Annotated in this window: 16 protein-coding genes and 1 CRISPR repeat array; of the genes, 15 read left to right on the top strand and 1 reads right to left on the bottom strand. The window is 42.1% G+C overall.

From position 1 onward, the window contains the following. The first annotated feature begins 9 nt into the window (after positions 1-9). From csm3 to ABCM67_RS08205, 6 genes are all read left to right on the top strand, one after another. Complete coding sequence (csm3, locus tag ABCM67_RS08230; protein WP_021651198.1) at positions 10-675, top strand: type III-A CRISPR-associated RAMP protein Csm3; 666 nt, start codon at positions 10-12, stop codon at positions 673-675. Positions 676-690: 15 nt separating this feature from the next. Continuing rightward, positions 691-1,611, top strand: a complete 921-nt coding sequence (gene csm4 / locus ABCM67_RS08225; RefSeq protein ID WP_118609206.1) for a type III-A CRISPR-associated RAMP protein Csm4 — start codon at positions 691-693, stop codon at positions 1,609-1,611. Between the two features lie 2 nt (positions 1,612-1,613). Then, positions 1,614-2,708, top strand: a complete 1,095-nt coding sequence (csm5, locus tag ABCM67_RS08220; RefSeq protein WP_118609207.1) for a type III-A CRISPR-associated RAMP protein Csm5 — start codon at positions 1,614-1,616, stop codon at positions 2,706-2,708. A gap of 156 nt (positions 2,709-2,864) precedes the next feature. Continuing rightward, positions 2,865-4,556: a CRISPR direct-repeat array (repeat unit 35 nt; unit sequence ATTGAGAAATGTAGTTCCCCGACAGGGGACGGAAA). 68 nt (positions 4,557-4,624) lie between these two features. Then, positions 4,625-5,626 (top strand): CRISPR-associated endonuclease Cas1, encoded by a 1,002-nt coding sequence (gene cas1 / locus ABCM67_RS08215; RefSeq protein ID WP_118609208.1) that lies wholly within the window; start codon positions 4,625-4,627, stop codon positions 5,624-5,626. Then, positions 5,604-5,939 (top strand): CRISPR-associated endonuclease Cas2, encoded by a 336-nt coding sequence (cas2, locus tag ABCM67_RS08210; protein WP_342992732.1) that lies wholly within the window; start codon positions 5,604-5,606, stop codon positions 5,937-5,939. Before cas1 ends, cas2 begins: the two co-directional genes overlap by 23 nt. A 36-nt stretch (positions 5,940-5,975) precedes the next feature. Then, on the top strand, positions 5,976-7,289 hold the full coding sequence (locus tag ABCM67_RS08205; protein WP_342992730.1) for a CRISPR-associated protein Csm6: 1,314 nt from the start codon (positions 5,976-5,978) through the stop codon (positions 7,287-7,289). 141 nt (positions 7,290-7,430) lie between these two features. Here the strand turns inward: ABCM67_RS08205 and ABCM67_RS08200 are convergent, their stop codons facing one another. After that, a complete protein-coding gene (locus ABCM67_RS08200; protein WP_342992729.1) occupies positions 7,431-8,018 on the bottom strand; it encodes a 50S ribosomal protein L25 in 588 nt (195 codons plus the stop codon). 648 nt (positions 8,019-8,666) lie between these two features. On the opposite strand from ABCM67_RS08200, the gene ugpC reads away from it, so the two are divergent. The 9 genes from ugpC to ABCM67_RS08155 all read left to right on the top strand — a co-directional run bounded on the left by ugpC (position 8,667) and on the right by ABCM67_RS08155 (position 20,654). Beyond that, complete coding sequence (gene ugpC / locus ABCM67_RS08195; protein ID WP_306557347.1) at positions 8,667-9,803, top strand: sn-glycerol-3-phosphate ABC transporter ATP-binding protein UgpC; 1,137 nt, start codon at positions 8,667-8,669, stop codon at positions 9,801-9,803. 79 nt (positions 9,804-9,882) lie between these two features. Further along, positions 9,883-10,746 (top strand): sugar ABC transporter permease, encoded by an 864-nt coding sequence (locus tag ABCM67_RS08190; RefSeq protein ID WP_015525321.1) that lies wholly within the window; start codon positions 9,883-9,885, stop codon positions 10,744-10,746. Then, positions 10,746-11,663, top strand: coding sequence for a carbohydrate ABC transporter permease (locus ABCM67_RS08185; RefSeq protein WP_022427089.1), 918 nt, complete (start codon positions 10,746-10,748; stop codon positions 11,661-11,663). Before ABCM67_RS08190 ends, ABCM67_RS08185 begins: the two co-directional genes overlap by 1 nt. A 143-nt stretch (positions 11,664-11,806) precedes the next feature. Further along, positions 11,807-13,168, top strand: coding sequence for an ABC transporter substrate-binding protein (locus ABCM67_RS08180; protein ID WP_044961408.1), 1,362 nt, complete (start codon positions 11,807-11,809; stop codon positions 13,166-13,168). 212 nt (positions 13,169-13,380) lie between these two features. Continuing rightward, positions 13,381-14,757: a sugar transferase gene (locus ABCM67_RS08175; RefSeq protein WP_021651254.1), complete on the top strand. Its 1,377-nt coding sequence runs from the start codon at positions 13,381-13,383 to the stop codon at positions 14,755-14,757. Positions 14,758-14,839: 82 nt separating this feature from the next. Next, a complete protein-coding gene (locus ABCM67_RS08170; RefSeq protein WP_044961410.1) occupies positions 14,840-15,583 on the top strand; it encodes a glycosyltransferase family 2 protein in 744 nt (247 codons plus the stop codon). Between the two features lie 114 nt (positions 15,584-15,697). After that, entirely contained in the window at positions 15,698-17,062 is a 1,365-nt protein-coding gene (locus tag ABCM67_RS08165; protein WP_022427093.1) for an acyltransferase family protein, read from the top strand. Positions 17,063-17,069: 7 nt separating this feature from the next. Then, the gene (locus ABCM67_RS08160; protein WP_015525326.1) at positions 17,070-18,371 is read left to right on the top strand and encodes an adenylyltransferase/cytidyltransferase family protein; all 1,302 of its coding nucleotides are present in this window, start codon (positions 17,070-17,072) and stop codon (positions 18,369-18,371) included. A gap of 3 nt (positions 18,372-18,374) precedes the next feature. Beyond that, entirely contained in the window at positions 18,375-20,654 is a 2,280-nt protein-coding gene (locus ABCM67_RS08155; protein ID WP_342992728.1) for a LicD family protein, read from the top strand. Positions 20,655-20,670 lie beyond the last annotated feature (16 nt).

Below are 20,670 nucleotides of genomic sequence, written 5' to 3'. Positions count from 1 at the left end.
GGAAAGAATATGTACGCAAAAATTCAGATTTCAGGAGATATTTTAGTAAAGACAGGTATGCATATAGGTGGAAGCGGAGCCTTTGCTGCAATAGGAGCAGTAGATTCACCTGTTGTGAAAGATGTGAAAACAAATCTTCCTATGATACCAGGTAGTTCCTTAAAGGGAAAAATGAGAAGTCTTCTTGCCAAAGAATTCAATGAGCAGATAACAGAACCGAAAGGTGATCATGAGCGTATCAGCAGATTATTTGGATCTTCAGAAAAAAATAAGATCAAAAGAAGCAGGATTTTGTTTTCTGATATGGTATTAGCAAATGAACAGGAATTAAGAGAAGCAGGACTTCAGAGTATGACGGAAGTTAAATTTGAAAATTCTATTTCAAGACTTACTGCAGTAGCGAATCCGCGTCAGATTGAGAGAGCGGTCAGAGGGTCAGTTTTTGGATTGGATCTGATCTATGAAATGGAAAATGAGCAGGAATTTATAGAAGATATGCAAACTCTGGCAGAGGGAATGAAATTATTACAGTACGATTATCTGGGAGGAAGTGGATCTCGTGGTTATGGTAAGATTCAGTTCAACAATGTGCATGCAGAGGGTGTAATCGGCAATGTCGATAATATATTAATTGATAAATGTAATGAAATTCTCAAGGAAGTCGTAGACGCATAATGGAGGAGAGGGACTTTGGAGTATAAATTGTATTGTTTGGAGTTTCTGACAGGAGTTCATTTCGGAAGTAAAAATCTGGACAGTACTGAGATCACTTTTCATGCAGATACATTATTTGCTGCATTGTTTCAGGAAGCATTAAAGATGGAAAAGCAGAAAGAATTTTTGAATGCTGTTTCAGAAGGCAGGATAGTATTATCAGATGCATTTCCATACATAGGGAAAAATTATTATATTCCTAAACCAATGATCTCTGTTCGTGTAGATGATAATGAGAAACAAGGAAATTCCAGACAGAAAAAAATGTTTAAGAATTTAAAGTATATTCCGGTAAACACAGTGGAAGCTTTTATAAATGGAACGTTTCCGGAAGAACATATGGAAGATATGCAGTATCTTGGAACTAATGGAATGAAGGTTTCAGTAGGAATCCGTGGAATGGAAGAGCCTCAGCCATATCGTGTAAGTACATATCATTTTACAGATGGCTCCGGTTTATACATAATAGCCGGAATGGAATCAGAAAAGGATCAGGAATGTTTGGACGAGTTATTTGAAAGCCTCCAATATACAGGATTAGGTGGCAAAAAAAGTTCTGGGATGGGAAGATTTAAATGTAGGGTTTGTGATATTCCGAGAGAAATGAAAGAACAGTTGACCCAAAAAGCGTCGCTGCATTTACTCTTATCAACAGCACTTCCCGAAGATGAAGAACTTGAAGATATTTTGAAAGGAGCAACATATAGTTTGCTCAAAAGAAGTGGATTTATAGATTCTCAGACATATGCCGCTCAGCAAATGAGAAAAAGTGATATTTATGTTTTCTCTGCGGGTTCCTGTTTTGTAAATACTTTTAAAGGAAAAGTCATAGAAGAAAGAAATGGTGGAACTCATCCAATATTCCGTTATGCAAAAGCTTTTTTCATGGGGGTATAAAAATGGGACAGAAATTAAAAACATATCAGATACAGTTGACTGTAAAAGGTCCGGTATTCATAGGTGATGGGAATCAAATACAAAAGAAAGAATATGTTTTTCTGAACAGGAATACAATTGGAGTTGTGGATGCTGCGAAGCTGTATTTTCTGGCACAAAAATTGCATATACAGAATGATCTTGAGCGTTTTATGGTTGAGGATACACGTGAGGATTTAAAACATTGGAGTATCAGAAACCATGTTTCGCTTACAGATCTGAAAAGGTGTATGAAATATACAGAAAATGTAGGAGACCGCTCCGAAGAAAAAGGCAAATTGCAGATTATGACATGCGTGACAGATCCTTATGGAAATCCGTATGTACCGGGAAGCTCATTAAAAGGAATGCTTAGAACGATTTTACTTAGCAAGGATATTGCTCAAGATCAGATAAAGTATAAAAGGGATCAGAGTCAGATCAGGAGTGAATTAAGTACTGGGAGAAAAAATCGTAAAATTTTGAATCGAAATATTGGAATAATTGAAAAAAAGGCTTTTTGTACATTAAAGCATACGGATAAAGAAGATGTGGAATTTGACAATATGTCTGGCATTATCGTAGGCGATAGTGAACCTTTGAGTAGAGAAGATATTGTTTTATGTCAGAAGTGGGAACAACATGTAGATGGATCATATAAAACATTAAATCTTCTGAGAGAGTGTATTAAACCTGGAACTGTGATAAAAAGCTCATTGACAATAGATGAAACAGAATGTAATCTAAAAATTGAGGATATTTTGGATGCAGTAAAATTGTTTTATGAGCAGTATTATCAGGTGTTCCAGAGTAAATTTCCGAGATGTGACAGAGGTAAACCTAATACAGTATTTTTTGGTGGTGGAAGTGGTTTTGTTTCAAAAACGGTTGTTTATCCTATGTTTGGTGAAAGAGAAGGTATTGAAATAACAAAAGATATCTTTGACAGAACAGGTGTGCCACAAGATCATAAACATTATAAAGATACAAGAATGAGGGTTTCACCACATATTTTGAAATGTACCCGCTATCAGGGAAAAGAATATATGATGGGACAATGTGAAATTGATATTTCTTAATAAAAGAGAATATCTGTTTGGATTTTGCCGCGCATGGCTTAAATACTGAGTTTGCTGCCGATTTAAGCGAATGAATTTTATTTATTTTTCCAAAAATATTTTTCCCACGCAATCCCGACCATGAGCCCAGACTGGTGGCGGGATTGTAGGGATGGTATTGAGAAATGTAGTTCCCCGACAGGGGACGGAAATGGAATATATTCGATTTGAACTTCCGAAAGAAATTCATTGAGAAATGTAGTTCCCCGACAGGGGACGGAAATAGCTTATTGACGCTATCATCCACAGAGAAACCTGTTCTAATTGAGAAATGTAGTTCCCCGACAGGGGACGGAAATCTGATTCGCAGCTCTGCCTCTGTTTTAGTGTTCCCGGATTGAGAAATGTAGTTCCCCGACAGGGGACGGAAATTATTCAGATAGATATATTTGCCCTTATGGTCTTTCCCATTGAGAAATGTAGTTCCCCGACAGGGGACGGAAATCGCTTGTCTTGCGTTTTGCAAGTTCCTTTTTAGCCATTGAGAAATGTAGTTCCCCGACAGGGGACGGAAACTTTAGAAAAGTTTTTACAATCGTTATGTATTTCGTTTACTATTGAGAAATGTAGTTCCCCGACAGGGGACGGAAACCACATAACGCCATTATAACCACACTTACAATCTCATTGAGAAATGTAGTTCCCCGACAGGGGACGGAAACTTAATTCTCCGGCGTATTTGATACTTTTGGGAAGATTGAGAAATGTAGTTCCCCGACAGGGGACGGAAACTTTGTTTTCCTCCTATTTTAAGTTGTGTTTTTTGTATTGAGAAATGTAGTTCCCCGACAGGGGACGGAAACGCTGAGTACGATTGCTACTATCGACCAGTCTACTATTGAGAAATGTAGTTCCCCGACAGGGGACGGAAACTTTCTTATAGTTTTCAACGCTCAGCTTTTTCAAATTGAGAAATGTAGTTCCCCGACAGGGGACGGAAACATGATTTTCTCGATATCGGAAAGTGAGCGCTTTACTGATTGAGAAATGTAGTTCCCCGACAGGGGACGGAAACCACGACTTGTTTTTATGTATCATTGATAGAAAACAAGTAATTGAGAAATGTAGTTCCCCGACAGGGGACGGAAACAATAACCTGTCACCGCTTCAGTTCCAAAATTATCATTGAGAAATGTAGTTCCCCGACAGGGGACGGAAACGTAATAATATATTTTTTCATAATTTATTTCCTTTCTGGAAATTGAGAAATGTAGTTCCCCGACAGGGGACGGAAACCCTTTTTGTCAAGTTTGAAAGTCGGAACTGTAATTATTGAGAAATGTAGTTCCCCGACAGGGGACGGAAACATTTTGAAACTTTAAGAATTAGATTTCAGACAGTATCATTGAGAAATGTAGTTCCCCGACAGGGGACGGAAACTTTGCACTCATATGCTTCCGGGTCATCGTAGTCCTTCTCAATTGAGAAATGTAGTTCCCCGACAGGGGACGGAAACTCAGTTACGAATCCGGTCAATGTTGCTCTGTTTAATTGAGAAATGTAGTTCCCCGACAGGGGACGGAAACGTGTCTGATAATTAATGCTATAATCACAACACATAATTGAGAAATGTAGTTCCCCGATAGGGGACGGAAACTGCTCCACCAGCTGAGCTAACAGTCCTTGGGGTTCCATTGAGAAATGTAGTTCCCCGATAGAGGACGGAAACTTTTTTTGTTTTGCATTAAACATTTGTTTATTATTGAGAAATGTAGTTCCCTGACAGGGGACAGAAACTCTACAAACTTATCACCAAGTGCTTTCACCATGTCCATTGAGAAATGTGATTCCCCGACAGGGGACGAAAATATCTATCCATTTATTCGAGCACAGAATAATAAACTTTATTGATAATATGTAATATACGGAGGTGAAAAATGGGATTTTTGTATGTGAATGAAAATGGAGCGACTATCGGAGTTGAAGCAAATCAGTGTACTGTGAATTATAAGGACGGTATGAAACGTCTTATTCCAATTGAATCTTTAGATGGAATTACGATCATGGGGCGTTCACAAATGACAACTCAGTGTGCGGAAGAATGTATGAGCAGAGGGATTCCGGTAAGCTATTTTTCGAAGGGTGGAAAATATTTTGGCCGGTTGATATCAACAGGACATGTTAATGTGTCAAGACAGAGAAAACAAAGTGCTCTTTATGATACAGAATTTGCTGCAACGCTTGCTATGAAGATTCTTTGTGCAAAGATTAAAAATCAAAGTGTAGTATTACGTCGATATGAAAAAAGCAGAGGGATTAACCTGGAAGAAGAGCAAAAAATGCTGACAATCTGTAAAAATAAGATCATGACTTGTAATAGAATTGAGGAAATGATCGGTTTTGAAGGACAGGCGGCTAAATATTATTTTAAAGGACTGGCAGCCTGCATTGATAAAGAGTTTTCTTTTCAGGGAAGAAGTCGTAGACCACCACGAGATGAATTTAATTCTATGATCAGTTTAGGCTATTCAATATTAATGAATGAAGTGTATTGTAAAATAGAAATGAGAGGCTTAAATCCTTATTTCGGTTTTATTCACAGGGATGCAGAAAAACATCCAACATTGGCAAGTGATATGATGGAAGAGTGGCGAGCAGTAATTGTAGATGCAACCGCAATGAGCATGATCAATGGACATGAAATACAAAAAGAACATTTTAATTTCAGCATGGATGAGCCAGGATGTTATCTGACGAGAGATGGTCTGAAAATATATCTGAATAAGTTGGAGCGTAAATTCCAGACAGAAGTGCGATATTTAAAATACGTGGATTATGCAGTAAGCTTTCGAAGAGGCATTTTTTTGCAAATGGAACATCTGGCAAAAGCAATAGAAGAAGGGGATGCAAATCTTTATGAGCCAATTACCATTCGATGATGAAGACTATTATTTTCAGATATCAGAAGAGTTGGAATCAGATAAGGAATTTATTCTGATCATTTATGATATTGTAGAGAATAAAAAAAGAGTAAAATTTGCCAAACTTTTATCTGGTTATGGAATAAGGGTACAAAAATCGGCTTTTGAAGCAATGTTGACAAAACAACGATACAATAAATTGATTAAGGAAATTCCTCATTATATCGATAAATGTGAAGACAGCGTCAGGATATATAAGGTGTCAGGAAGAGAAAAAGTCATTTCCTGGGGAGAGGTGCCAGAATTTGATGAAGAAATTATCTTAATATAAGTTCTAATGAAAAATATAAAAAAGGGAGTATAAAAAATGGGAAAAAAATATTTATTTTCACCAATTGGAAACACAGACCCGATAAAGTATTTATATGATGGTTCAATGCTTCATATATGCAGATATTATGAACCAGATGTTGTATATCTGTATTTATCCAAAGAAATGGCAGAGAACCATAAAAAAGATAATAGATATGTAGAAACCCTGAATCTGTTAGGGGACTTTTTGAATCACAAATTTGAAGTACATATAATTGAAAATCCTGATATGGTAGATGTTCAACAGTATGATGTGTTTTATGATGAATTCCGGAAAATTATTTCAGAAATTGAAGAACAAAAAGAGAAAGAAGATCAGTTATTAGTTAATATGGCATCCGGAACACCTGGTATGAAAAGCGCACTGCTTATTATGGCAACGTTGGCGGAATACAGATTTTTGCCAATACAGGTGTCTACTCCACAGAAGAAAAGTAATCTGGAACATGAAGAAAGAGACGAATATGATGTTAAAGCGAACTGGGAACTGAATGAAGATAATGAGGAAAGTGCAGAAAACAGATGCCAGGAAGTGAAGTGTCTGAATTTGATGCGGCTACTGAAAATCGATATGATAAAAAAGCACTTATTATCTTATGATTATCATGCAGCGCTGGCAGTTGGTAAGGAAATCAAGGATGAATTAAATCCTGTGGCATGGAAGTGGTTACAGTCAGCAGATGCGAGAGCAGTTTTGGACTGGGAGAGAATGAACAGAGTTTTACCAGAAAATAATGGAATTATTTCAGCAGTGAGACAAGAAAATAAAAAGAAAATCTTGTTTGAATATCTGTTAGCTTTAGATTTAAAAGTAAAACGTGGAGAGTATGCAGATTTTATCAGAGGAATTACTCCATTAATCATTGATCTGCTGGAAATGGTCCTTGAGCAATTTTGCGAAATTAATGTTACACAGTATTATAAGAAAAAAGAAAGAAAATGGGATAGATATAAATTAGATGGCACAGAAGTATTGGGTATTATGAATGAAAAATTTTATCCATTTAGATATGGGATAGTATATTCAAGCCATTTGCAACCAATTATTGAGAAAAAATGTAAAAATGATTTATTAAAACAGAGAACTAAAGGTCTGGTAGAAATTGAGCAGAATGTCAGAAATATTGCAGCTCATAATATTGTGTCAGCTACACCAGAGTGGGTTAAAGAACAAGCTGGCAGGAGTGTAGAAGATATTTTGTGGCTGCTGAAATATATTTGCGAACAGGTAAAAATAAATACCAGAAAAGAAAATTGGGATTCGTATGATTATATGAATAAGAGAATTATTGAAGAATTGGATAGATGAGTATGCTATTTCTCTTTTATGGGAAAATGAATTGCCGCTGGATGAGGTAAAGAAATTACAAATGAAATAACATTCTTAGAATTATGTAAACAAAAACAGGGGATTGCCACCAGGCAATCCCCTGAATCATTACTATATATATTATGCTTCTGTCTCAGCTTCAGCGTCCTCATCCTCTTCCGGAGCTGCCTCATACTCACCGATATGAACAACAACTGCATCCTCAGGAGTGATGAAGTGGACGTGTTTGCCTTCCGGGATCGGGAGGTCTTTTACATGGATATCACGGACGTCTGCAGGATAGCCGTTGAAGTCGATGACGATGGTGTCAAGAAGGTTGGCCGGATCTGCTTTGTAGTGGATCTCTTCCATTTCCTGCTCAACGATACCCTGAACCATGTCGGTGTGCTCCAGTTTGACAGCGACTGTTGTGGAAACCTTCTCACCGGCTACCAGTGCCTGGAAATCCAGAGCCATCAGCTGTTTTTCAATTGGATTATAGTCAATATTTTTTACCAGGGCATCAACTTTTTCGCCTTCGATGTCCAGGTAAATCTGTGTACCTTCTTTATTTGCTTTAATGAATTTGGCTGCCTCGGCACCGTCAAACTGAAGTGCTACAGGCTCTTTCATTTCTTTTCCACTAAGAATTCCTGTGACGTAACCCTCACGTCTTAATTTTTTAGCTTTTACATTCGGGTTTCTTTTCTCTGCTTTCAATGTGATCATGTCAAATTCCTCCTCCTGATGCATGGATTCCGGTAATGTTGCTGTTCGCGCTGTTCGCAGTAACACGAATTCTGCATTTCTTTTCTGACTGGGATCATTATAGCACTTCTCGGACGAGGTGGCTAACAAAAAGTTAGAAAATTTAAGAACAATATTTTGTATTGTTTAACTTATGTACAAAACTTCAAGGGTAAAATTAGACAAAAACAAAGCATATATTTGAGATTTTACAGAAAAAATTAAAACAACATAAAAAATTGCACAAATCAAGTGATCATAAAAGCCTGAAAGTTGGCATTTATCTGGAAGAGAGGCAAGTATTAAATATGAATATTCTATTTTTATTTGATTCAGATATGCGAGGAGACGGGAAATATCCATATTGCTGACATATTGGAGAGAGCTGTTGTGATCAATGTAATAAAAATTGGAAGATATGATGTAGGACAGAGATGGCGGTGAAAGAAGGTGGCAACATAACGCGATGGGTATTTTACTCTGGAGAAAGAATTTAACGGAATTGCATATAATTTCTGAAACAATTTAACATATAATTCACAAATCTTTATCTCAACCACGATATCTGAACAGCCGGAAAAATCCTATACTACAAACTATGTGAGCGAGAGAAGAGAAAGGAGATAAGTAATGTCAGAAATTGCACTTAGAAATGTATGTAAGCAATTTGATTCGGAGCATTACGGTGTGAAGGATTTTAATCTTGATATACATGATAAAGAGTTTGTGATCTTTGTAGGTCCGTCCGGATGTGGAAAATCCACCACTTTGCGTATCATCGCAGGCTTGGAGGAGATCACAGACGGTGAGCTGTGGATCGACGGTGAGCTTTCCAATTATCTGGAACCGAAGGAGAGGGGAATGTCCATGGTGTTCCAGAACTATGCCTTATATCCGAACATGACAGTTTATGGAAATATGGCATACGCCCTGAAGATCCGTAAGTTTCCGAAGGATGAGATCGACAGAAAGGTCCATGAGGTGGCAAAGATCCTGGAGATCGACCAGCTTCTTGACCGGAGGCCGGCGGCTCTTTCCGGCGGTCAGAAACAGCGAGTTGCCATTGGAAGTGCAATTATTCGGAAGCCGAAAGCCTTTCTCATGGATGAGCCCCTTTCCAACCTGGATGCAAAGCTCCGTGCTCAGATGCGTGTGGAGCTTGTGAAATTACATAAACAGCTGGACACCACCATTATTTATGTAACGCACGACCAGACAGAGGCCATGACTCTTGGGACTAAGATCGTGGTCATGAAGGATGGTCTGATCCAGCAGGTGGGAGCGCCGCAGAGTATTTATGACAATCCGGTAAATCTTTTCGTGGCAGGTTTCCTTGGTTCTCCGTCCATGAACTTTTTCCGGTGTACGGTAAAAGCAGAAGAAAATAATCGCACGGCTCTTCTTCTGGATGATGCCAAAACTGTGAAAAAGGTTTATCTGGACGGAACCAGAGGAAAACAGATCGCAGACAGATATAACGGCAGACACGTGATCCTTGGAATCCGTCCGGAGGATATCTACGAGTTTGATGAGGCGAAAAAGCTTGGTATTGAAAATGAAAGCGTAGATGTAGATGAGCCTGTAGTAAACCGGGAGATGCTGGGAGCGGAAGTGATCCTCTATTTTGATGAGCAGGGCAAAACTCTGGCAGTCCGCTTAAGTCCGGAAAATCAGACACAGGTAGGGGAGAAGGTTTCTCTGTATTTTGATATGGAGAAGGCCCATGTGTTTGATCCGGAGACAGAAGAAAATATTTTTGTGTCATGAATTTATGTCACGGAAGAGCTTGAGTACAGGCAGATCAGCCTGTAGATAGAATCTGATTATGCAAGGAGGAGAAATAGTTATGGAAAATAACAGCAAAAGCAAGATCACACCGTACTTATATCTGGTGCCTTGTATGCTTATTTTTGGAATTTTTCTGTTTTATCCGTTTGTGAAAACAATTTATTTAAGTCTTTACAAGACCAACAAGATGGGACAGGCAAAGCTGTACGTTGGTCTGGGCAATTATAAAGAGCTGCTTCAGTCAGCATCCTTTATCAACAGTTTGAAGGTGACGCTGATCTTTGTGCTGATCGTTGTGGTCGGCGGCATGCTTCTTGGTCTGATCGCAGCAGTGCTTTGTAACAAGGCGTTTCCAGGAATCCGGGTGTTCAGTACATCCTATGCTCTGCCAATGGCTATTGCATCCAGCTCTGCAGCGATGATCTTCCAGATCATGCTCCACCCGGCAGTAGGCATTGTGAACAAGCTTACCGGCCTGGATATCAACTGGCTGAACGATCCGAACACGGCTCTGATCTGCGTAGCCATTCTTACTGCGTGGCTGAACAGCGGGATCAATTTTCTGTATTTTTCCGCAGGACTCGGAAATATTGATGAGACCATTTATGAGAGAGCTTCTGTGGATGGAGCCAGCAGTGTGCAGCAGTTTTTCAGCCTGACGCTTCCGGGACTTTCCCCGATCATGTTTTACACACTGGTGGTAAATATCATTCAGGCATTTCAGTCCTTTGGACAGATCAAGATCCTGACAGAGGGTGGTCCTAATGAGTCTACCAATGTTATTGTTTATTCCATTTACAGGGATGCGTTTTTTAACTACCGCTTCGGAAGTGCGGCAGCCCAGTCGGTTATCCTGTTTGTGATCATCATGATCATCACACTGATCATGTTCCGTATTGAGAAGAAGGGAGTGAATTACTGATGAGCCAGATGGAAAATATGGCAGTCCCGGCAGTGGGAAATATGTCAAAAGAGGAGCTTCTGGAGCTGAAAAAAGCTATGAATGCAAAAGCTCTTGCAAAGAGAAGGACAAGAACAGCACTCCGTGTTACGGCAAATGTGGTGTTTGCAGTTCTGATCCTGCTTCCATTGCTTTATGCCATCAGTATTGCACTGATGCCTTCCAGTGAACTGTTTACTACAGAGTTGAATCTCTTTCCCAAGAATCCGACCTTTTCCAACTTTATCAATGCATTCCGCACCGTTCCACTTCTCCGATTCATATTGAATTCCTTTATCATGGCGGGATGCATTACCATCGGACAGATCATTACCTGTTCTCTTGCTGCTTTTGCGTTTTCTTTCCTGGAATTCAAAGGAAAAGGTATTCTCTTCATGGTTGTGATGGCAACCATGATGGTTCCGGGAGAGGCAACGATCATTTCCAACTACCTGACGGTATCAAGCTGGGGAATGCTGGATACTTATCAGGTACTGATCGTGCCTTACCTTACATCCGCAATGGGAATTTTCCTGTTCCGTCAGTTTTACATGACTTTCCCGATCTCACTGTATGAATCGGCAAAGCTTGACGGCTGCAGCAATCTGAAATTTATCGTAAGGATCCTGCTTCCGCTGACAAAATCCGCTATTGGCGCTATGGCAGTGTATACCTTTATCAACGCATGGAATATGTACATGTGGCCGCTGCTTGTAACAGGCTCCAACAATATGCGAACCGTTCAGATCGGTATCAGTATGCTGGATAGTGTGGATTCACAGTCCATCACCCTGATGATCGCAGGCGTTGTTATGATCATCATTCCGTCCATTTCCATCTTTATCGTTGGACAGAAGCAGCTGATCAGAGGAATGTTCTCTGGTGCAGTCAAGGGCTGATATCGGAGCAGGCAGCAACCCTGCAGCATCCTGCTGTAAGGGGAAAAATAATGCAAAAAGATACTGCAAAGTCGTAAGACGGGCAGTTCATCTTATATAAAAAAATGAAAAAAGAGAAAATTTTTCAAGAGGAGAAAAAAGTTATGAAGAAAAAAATCATCGCAGCTTTCCTTACCACAGCAATGACTATCGGTTCTCTTTCCGGAGTAACTGTATTCGCCGCAGATGCCGGCACAGATGAAAAAGTGGAAATGGCAGATGCTTCCGATGTAGACGGAACTACCATTACCTTCTGGCATTCCATGGGTGGTGTCAATGGTGAGGCGATCGATACACTGGTAAAAAAATTCAACGATGAGAATGAATACGGAATTACTGTAGATGCTCAGTATCAGGGTGAATATGATGATTCCCTGAACAAGCTGAAAAGTGCACAGATCGGAAACATGGGTGCGGATCTTGTACAGGTATATGAAATCGGAACAAGATTCATGATCGATTCCGGATGGATCGTGCCTATGCAGCAGATGATCGACGCAGACAGCTACGATGTATCTGAGATCGAGCCGAACCTGGCTGCATACTACACCATCGACAATGAGCTGTACTCCATGCCGTTCAACTCTTCCACACCGATCATGTATTACAACAAGGACATGTTTGATAAAGCAGGCATCACAGAAATTCCGGACAGCCTGGAGGGCATCGGTGAGATCGGACAGGATCTTCTGGACAAAGGCGGCGCAGGCGAGGTAATGTCTCTTGGAATCTACGGATGGTTCTTCGAGCAGTTTATCGGAAAGCAGGGCCTTGAGTATGCAAACAACGGAAACGGACGTAAAGAGGCTGCTACAGCTGTTGCTTTTGACGAGAATGATGCTGCAAAGAATATCCTTACAGCATGGAAGGATCTTAACGACAAGGGCTTCGCACCGGTCGTAGGAAAGGGTGGCGATGCAGGTCTGGCAGATTTTTCTGCAGGAAAATCTGCGATCACACTTGGCTCCACAGCTTCCCTGAAACAGATCCTTCAGGATGTAAACGGAAAATTTGAGGTTGGTACTGCATACTTCCCGAAGATCAAATCCAGTGACGAGGGCGGTGTTTCCATCGGAGGTGCATCTCTTTGGACACTGAACAACAATGATCCGAAAAAGCTTCGTGCAACATGGGAGTTCGTAAAATTCCTGATTTCTCCGGAGTCTCAGGCTTACTGGAACGCACAGACCGGATATTTCCCTGTAACTGTAAAAGCTCAGGAAGAGCAGGTATTTAAGGATAATGTTGCAAAATATCCGCAGTTCCAGACAGCGATCGACCAGCTCCATGATTCTTCCGCCGACTATGTAGGTGCTCTGTTAAGTGTATTTCCGGAGGCAAGAGCTACCGTGGAATCCGAGATTGAGAGCATGCTCAACGGAAAAGAGGATGTGGATACAGCTGTGAAAAACATGGCAGATTCCATCAACAAATCCATCGAAGAGTATAACCTGGTGAATGAATAATTCGAAAAGGCGTGGAAACTGAAAAAGAAAAATAAATATATACAGCCAAAAATCCCCGGGTAAGCTCCTGGGGATTTTTGCTATAGTCACGGAAAAAAACATCCTGACAGGAAAATATCAGGAGAAAAATCAGAGGAATCTCTGGACGTAAGAGTATATATTGGCTATAATGATGAAGTTAATATCTACTCCTCAGGAAGGAAGAAAAATCTGTGAATAGAAGTAAAAGAGAAGATTATAAGAGATTTGTGGTATTTTGTCTGGCAAGTCTGATCGTAATCGCACAGGCAGCGATCTTTGCTTATGTATGGTATGATTTTTACAGTGACCTGATCCTGAAGCCATTCTGGAGAAAAGGTAACTGGGTAATGATCCTGATCTATGCGCTGATCTATCTGATGTTTGCCAAGCTTTACGGAGGTCTGAAGGTAGGCTATCTGAAGAGGATCGATGTATTTTATTCACTGACGCTGGCAACGATCTGTACCAATGTTGTGACGTATTTTCAGATCACACTGATCAACAGATGGTTTATGTCGGCCAGACCGGTGATCGAAATGACCGGAGTCCAGCTTGTTGTGACGGTACTGTGGATCTGGGGCTCCAGGTATATTTACTCCAGACTGTACGGAGCCAGAAGGCTACTGGTGATCTACGGAGACCGTGATCCCGGTGATGTGATCCACAAGATGAACACCCGAAAGGATAAATACGATATCAGCGGTAAGGTTCATATCCGTGAGGGCGAAGAGAAGATCCATGCCATGATGGAAGATTATGAAGGCGTGATCATCTGGGATCTTCCGTCCCAGATCCGAAACAAGTATCTGAAATACTGTTTTTCTCATTCCATCCGTTGCTATATGAGCCCGAAGATTTCCGATATCATCCTGCTTGGAACAGACAGGATCCATCTGTTTGATACGCCGCTTCTGATGTGCAGGAATCAGGGACTTTCCATGGAGCAGCGTGCAGCCAAGAGAGTTCTGGATATCATTGTATCCGGACTTGGGATCATCGTATCCTCACCCATCATGCTGATCATTGCCATTGCGGTGAAGGCTTATGACGGCGGTCCGGTATTTTATCTCCAGGATCGTCTTACCTATCAGGGAAAGGAATTCCGCATCCGGAAATTCCGAAGCATGTGTGTGGATTCCGAGAAGAACGGGGCGCGTCTTGCATCCAAGCACGATTCCCGTATCACACCGGTAGGACATGTTCTGCGTAACCTGCATCTGGATGAGCTTCCCCAGCTGTTTAACGTGTTTATGGGTGATATGTCTCTGGTAGGTCCACGTCCGGAACGAGATGTGATCATGCAGGAATATGAGCAGGAAATCCCGGAATTCCACTATCGTCTTAAGGTAAAAGCCGGACTGACCGGTTATGCTCAGGTATATGGCAAATATAACACCACACCGTATGATAAGCTGAAGCTGGATCTGTTTTATATTGAAAATTATTCATTCCTTCTGGATATCAAGCTTCTGTTTATGACTGTAAAGATCTTTTTCCAGAAAGAAGTTTCCGAGGGCGTGGATGATAATCAGAAGAACGCTCTTAAGGATTCCGAAGACAAAAAATAAGTAACGAAACGAAATGCGTGTCAGGCTGCGGCAGATCATCCTGACGCGCATTTTGTGGATAGAGAGGACGGAGGTTGTTTTTATGGAAAAGCCGTTGGTTTCCGTAGTGATGCCCGTATATAACGGGGAAAGATATATTGGAAAAGCGATCGAATCAGCACTGGGACAGGAGGTTCCGGTAGAAGTGCTGGTCATTGATGACTGTTCTGCAGACGGCACAGAGCTTGCTGTAATGAAATATATGGACAGCGGAAAGATCCGTTATATCCGAAATGAACAGAATATGGGGGCTGCCCGTTCCAGAAACCGGGGCGTAAAGGAAGCCCGGGGAAAATATATCGCATTTTTGGATGCGGATGACTGGTGGGAAAAGGGCAAGCTGAAAGCCCAGACAGAGGTTATGGAACAGACCGGCTGTGCGATCTGCTCCACCGGAAGAGAACTGATGACGCCGGATGGGCGCACTACCGGCAAATATATTCCGGTAAAGGAACGGATCACATACAGGGAGCTTCTGAAGCATAACAGCATCAACTGTTCTTCCGTATTGCTACGCAGAGAAGATGCACTTGCGTTTCCAATGGAGCATGATGACAGTCATGAAGATTACATTACCTGGCTCCGGATATTGGGAAAGGGAGGATTTGCAGCAGGGATCAACAGACCTTACCTGAAATACCGGCTCAGTGAAGGGGGAAAATCCAGAAATAAGCTGAAGTCTGCGGCAATGACTTATCAGGTGTATCGGTATGTGGGATATGGTCCGCTGAAGAGTCTGTTTTTCTTTGTTTCCTATGCGCTCCACGGGATATGGAAATACCGTTGAAAAATTCTGGAAGAGGTGAATAATTCTGACATATATTAATTCTTTATTTCCAAATTCATAAATATATGTTATTATTTATTCATACTTTTATCAAATATTACAAGGTGGAAACAAATGAAACAGAGAACGGATAGCCAGGGAGTTCCGTATTCTTACCTGGTCGATAACATTAAAGTAGTACTGATCTTTCTTGTCGTATTTAATCATCTGATCGCATTTCAGCTGGTCAAGGTGGACATGGTGGTGCGTTATGTATGGTATGGGATCACCATTTTTCACATGCCTGCTTTTATTTTTATATCTGGATATCTTTCCAAGAAGCCACAGGATGTACTGAAGAATGTGAAGAATCTGCTGATCCCTTATATTCTTGGATACAGTCTGACCTGGTATGCTTATATCTGGACCGGCAGAAGCATGGATTATGAGCTGCTCCGTCCGTCCGGAACAGTTATGTGGTATGTGTTGGCACTGTTTATCTACAGGCTGACTATCGAAGCACTTGGCAAGATACGTTTTATCGTGCCTCTGAGCATTATTTTTGCATTGTGGGCAGGAACAAGACCGGAATTTACGACTTATCTTTCAAGCTCCAGGATTGTTGTATTTTTTCCGTTTTTTGTGGCAGGCTATCTGTGGAAGAGTGATTACACAGACGTGGTCCGTAAATTCAAGGGTAAATGGATCCTGCTCCTGGTTTCAGCCCTGCTTTTGTATGCAGTTCCGAATTTTATGATCGCCAATGAGATCCCGGTAGATATTTTCCGTGGGAATCATACGTATCAGTTATCGGGAATGGATGATATCACAGGAATGCTGATCCGCCTTCTGATGTATCTGGTATCTTTTGTGCTGGTGCTGACGTTTCTGGCATTGATCCCGGATGTGAAGCTGCCGGTTACCTTTGTTGGAAGAAATACCATGGGGATTTATTTTTTCCATTATCCGATCATGATCGTACTCAACGGCCTGCTTCTTCTCAGCATCCCGCAGATGCTGAATGTCTGGGTGCTTTTCGGAGTATCCTGGATGCTTGTGCTGATCCTTGGAAGCAAGCCGGTATCTTTCCTCTACGGAGGGGTACTGAACCTGCTTACATTTATTCTGTTCAAACGTGAGAGGCAGGTGCAGGATGAAGGACTTGAGGATGAATATGATGAAGATGACCGTTATGAGATCATACTGAAAAGAAAGAAAGCCATTGAGGAGCTTGCGGCAACTCTGGACGAGGAGGATGCACGTAAGGTGAAGGACGATGTGGCGGCTGTACTGGAACATGAGACAGAAGAGACGGAAGAAATCCGTGGCGAGGATTTCTTTGTAGATGAGGATCTTGAGATGGAGGAAGGCATGGATGATGCCGGAGCTCCACAGGAATTTGAGCAGCTCCAGGACCTGGATGATATATTAAAGATCACAGAACCGCAGGGGGAAATGGAAGTGCTTTTGAAAAATAAAGAAGAGAAAGCGCAGGATTAAATTAATAATGAAAAAAGTCATTACTTACGGTACCTTTGATCTGTTCCACCAGGGACATTACAATATTCTGAAAAGAGCCAGGGAGCTGGGGGATTATCTTGTTGTGGGTGTCACCAGTGAAAGCTATGATATCGAACGCGGCAAGCTGAATGTACAGGACAGCCTTCTGAAGCGTATCGAAAATGTCCGCAAGACTGGTTTTGCGGATGAGATCATTGTAGAGGAATATCAGGGGCAGAAGCTAAATGACATTACAAAATACAATATCGACCTTCTGGTAGTCGGTTCGGACTGGCGTGGCAAATTTGATTATCTGAAGAATTACTGTGAGGTCGTTTATCTGGAACGTACCAAAAATATTTCCAGTACCAAGCTCAGAAGTGAGGGTATGATCTACAGCATGGGCATTGTTACGGATGATACAGAGGACAACGAAATGGTGATGGAGTCCAAGTATGTCAGCGGACTGCATGTAGAGAGTGTGTATTCCGAGGACGTTTTTGTTGCGAGAGAATTCTGTGACAGATACGAACTTGACTCTTATGGTACAGATTACGGACAGTTTCTGGAAGGACTGGATATCATTTATATCCGATCCGGTCTGAAAAACAGGGCAGATTATATCCGAAAGGCACTGGAATGTGATAAATATGTGATCAGTGACACGCCTATGGCTCTGGAGCCGGAAGAGATAAGAGAGCTGTTTGCACTGGCAAAGGCACATCAGGTTGTTCTGGTAGAGAAGCTTACCATGGTCTATCTGCGCGCGTTTACGCAGCTTGTCTGGCTGACACATGGAGCGCTTGTGGGAGATGTGGTAGCTGTAAAATGCGCGATTTCTCAGGATGATTTTGAGGGCGGAAAAAATTTCAGCGAAACAGTCAGCCAGGCGCTGTGTGCATGCATCAAGCTTCTCGGTAAGGATTACCTGGAGGTGAAGAGCAATGCGGTGAAAAGCAGTGACGGCTGCTTTATTTATGATATGATCACGATGAAGTATCTCCGGGCACTGGCGACCATTGAGATTGGAACAACGGTGGATGTGGAAAACGAGCTTGCGATCATCGGAACCAGGGGGCGTATCACCGTACCCGGTGACTGGTGGAATACCGGATATTTTGAAGCCAAAATAGAAGGTCAGGAATTCCTGAAACGCTACAGCTTTAATTTTGAGGGAAATGGTCTTCGCTATCTGCTTCAGGAGCTGGTCATCATGATTCGTGACAGACGGACAGAATGTACGAGATTTTTTTATGAAGAATCAGAAACTCTGGCTGAGCTTTTGAAAATAATTAATCAAAGAGGTTGACAGATGACAGAAAAACAGAAGCTTCTTTTGCAGCTCTTCCGGGAGGTTGACGCGATCTGCAAAAAGCATGATCTTAGATATGTAATGGCCGGAGGTACTCTGATCGGTGTTCTTCGAAATGAAGGCTTTATCCCATGGGACGATGATGTGGACATTTACATGCCCAAAAGTGACTGGGATAAATTTGTAGAAATATGTCAGAACGAGATGCCGCCGAACCGGGCGGTTTATTGTGCAGAAGTGGATCGTAATTATACCAACGGTTTTCCGCGCTACGGAAGTACGGATACCTGTGCGATCCACAAGCATCAGATCATAGGGGACGACAAGGCTGGTGAGATCATTGACGTACTGACTCTGGATCCCATTCCGGATGATGACCGTGAGTATGAGAAATACCGGGACCATATGATGATCTATACGGAACTTCTGAATATCAGCATGGTCGTGGGAGTCAGATGGGAAATTTCTCCCTGGCGGTATCTGTACTGGCTTTTCCGCTATACCTTCTGCGGAAAGGACAGAACCTTAAAGAAATTGGAGAAGATCATGTTTTCTTATAAAGAAGAGGAGTGCAGCCGCTATGCCATGCGATGGGGAGGCTGCCCGTTTCTTTTTGACAAGGATATGATGTTCCCTGTAAAATATATGGACTTCGAGGGCGAAAAGGTTATGATCCCTCACAGGACCAGTGATTATCTGATCTGGCATTACGGGGACGAATGGTCCTATATACCGCCTCATGGGGAAAGAGAATCTCATGAGTCTGTTGATGTTCCGGGCGCCAGCTATCAGGAGGTGCGGGATGAATATATGCCAAGGATCGACAAAAAACGTATCCGCAGACAGATGCTTTTCCGCAAATTCTACTGCCTTCTTATGGCAAAGGGAGACCATAAACAGGATGACAGACGAAGAAGGATCAAAGCCGGTGTTGTAGCCCGGGATGTGTCTGCCCGGCTGATGAGATCCGAAAAAACAGCGGAGACCCTGCTGAAAGAGAGAAGATATGATGTGCTTGGTGAGATCTTTGAGGAGTATTACCGTGTACAGCTCAGCATGGAGTTTATCGGGCGTGAGGATTTTAACGGGATCCGTCCGTTCTATCATCCGATCCTGATCCCGCTGGAGGATAAGGCTTTTCAGGCGGCTATGCTGACACTGATCTATCAGGAGCGTGTTTCCAAGGCATACCGTATGTACGAGGTACGCAAGAAAATGGATCATCTTACTCCGGAAATGGAGCAGACAGTGGAGGATATCCGCCGTTTCCGAAAAGCAGCCAGCCACTATGAATTTAAAGAAATGCAGGAAGCAGAGGCGATCGTGGATGATCTTCTCAGAAAATATCCGGATGCTCCGGGATTCCTGAAATTTAAATGTCGGTTTGTGATGGAGCGCCTGGAAGGACCGCAGAATGCTTCGGAAGCGGAGAAATTTCTGTCTTACTGCCTGAGAGTATTTCCCCAGGATGGATATTTTATGAAATATAGGGGGGATCTTCTCTGGAAAAAGGGCCTCCGGAACGAAGCAATGGCAGAGTATCTGAAAGCCAGAGAATGCACCAATAATGGCATTGTGCAGCTGGAACTGGATAAATTCCTGAAAAAACAGAAGTCCCAGGCGATCCGGGACTGTCGGGATCTGCTTGTAAGCCAGAGAAGATCAGAAGCACTCTCTCTGATGGAATTTTGGAGCAGACTGATGCCGGAGGATGAGGAGATCAGAGGCGCTCTTTATCTTGCGAAGGTATATTCCGTCCGTACAAAAGGGGAGCTGGAAGAGCTGGTGAGAGAGCTTTGCAAAGAACTGGGGATCACCGGTAATTCTCCAAGGGAGGGAACCCTTGAGGAGCCAGTGTACAAAGAGGCACTTACCTGTGCATGGCAGAGATTCGGCTATCCCAAAGCACTGGCAGAGGGCCGTACCAGGATCCTGTGCAGTGAGGAAGAGGGCGAGATGGAATATCTGGCAGAGGAGATCCGCAGCTTTCTGGTTCATAAGGAATGGCAGGGAGAGGTATACAAGCTTCTGGGAGATATCCGGAAGAAACAGGGGCGTACCCGGGAAGCCTTCGAAAATTATTTCCTTGCATTGGATCATGAGCCGCATCCCTATATAAAAAATGAGATTTCCAGGATTTTCCTGGAGGATCTTTACGATGGAAGCCGGCGTACCGGATTTTTCGCAAAGAAGGCAGACGTGACAGAATTTCTGAACAGCTGGCTGGATAAGTATAAAAGTCAGGAGGAGCTTCAGGAGCTTCTGAAGCGGATCCTGTAATGACAGATCAACAGAA

It is taken from the genome of Blautia sp. 2227st1_G12_2227SCRN_220401, assembly GCF_039062885.1.
In the GTDB taxonomy this organism is placed as follows: Bacteria; Bacillota; Clostridia; order Lachnospirales; family Lachnospiraceae; genus Blautia_A; species Blautia_A fusiformis.
The sequence above is the reverse complement of the archived record's forward strand: the minus strand, read 5'-3'. Positions and strand labels throughout refer to the sequence as shown.

Coding starts and splice junctions, on each gene's coding strand:
- csm3 (WP_021651198.1), top strand. CDS start 10: ATGTACGCAAAAATTCAGATTTCAGGAGATATTTTAGTAAAGACAGGT.
- csm5 (WP_118609207.1), top strand. CDS start 1,614: ATGGGACAGAAATTAAAAACATATCAGATACAGTTGACTGTAAAAGGT.
- cas1 (WP_118609208.1), top strand. CDS start 4,625: ATGGGATTTTTGTATGTGAATGAAAATGGAGCGACTATCGGAGTTGAA.
- cas2 (WP_342992732.1), top strand. CDS start 5,604: ATGAGCCAATTACCATTCGATGATGAAGACTATTATTTTCAGATATCA.
- ABCM67_RS08205 (WP_342992730.1), top strand. CDS start 5,976: ATGGGAAAAAAATATTTATTTTCACCAATTGGAAACACAGACCCGATA.
- ABCM67_RS08200 (WP_342992729.1), bottom strand. CDS start 8,018: ATGATCACATTGAAAGCAGAGAAAAGAAACCCGAATGTAAAAGCTAAA.
- ugpC (WP_306557347.1), top strand. CDS start 8,667: ATGTCAGAAATTGCACTTAGAAATGTATGTAAGCAATTTGATTCGGAG.
- ABCM67_RS08190 (WP_015525321.1), top strand. CDS start 9,883: ATGGAAAATAACAGCAAAAGCAAGATCACACCGTACTTATATCTGGTG.
- ABCM67_RS08185 (WP_022427089.1), top strand. CDS start 10,746: ATGAGCCAGATGGAAAATATGGCAGTCCCGGCAGTGGGAAATATGTCA.
- ABCM67_RS08180 (WP_044961408.1), top strand. CDS start 11,807: ATGAAGAAAAAAATCATCGCAGCTTTCCTTACCACAGCAATGACTATC.
- ABCM67_RS08170 (WP_044961410.1), top strand. CDS start 14,840: ATGGAAAAGCCGTTGGTTTCCGTAGTGATGCCCGTATATAACGGGGAA.
- ABCM67_RS08165 (WP_022427093.1), top strand. CDS start 15,698: ATGAAACAGAGAACGGATAGCCAGGGAGTTCCGTATTCTTACCTGGTC.
- ABCM67_RS08160 (WP_015525326.1), top strand. CDS start 17,070: ATGAAAAAAGTCATTACTTACGGTACCTTTGATCTGTTCCACCAGGGA.
- ABCM67_RS08155 (WP_342992728.1), top strand. CDS start 18,375: ATGACAGAAAAACAGAAGCTTCTTTTGCAGCTCTTCCGGGAGGTTGAC.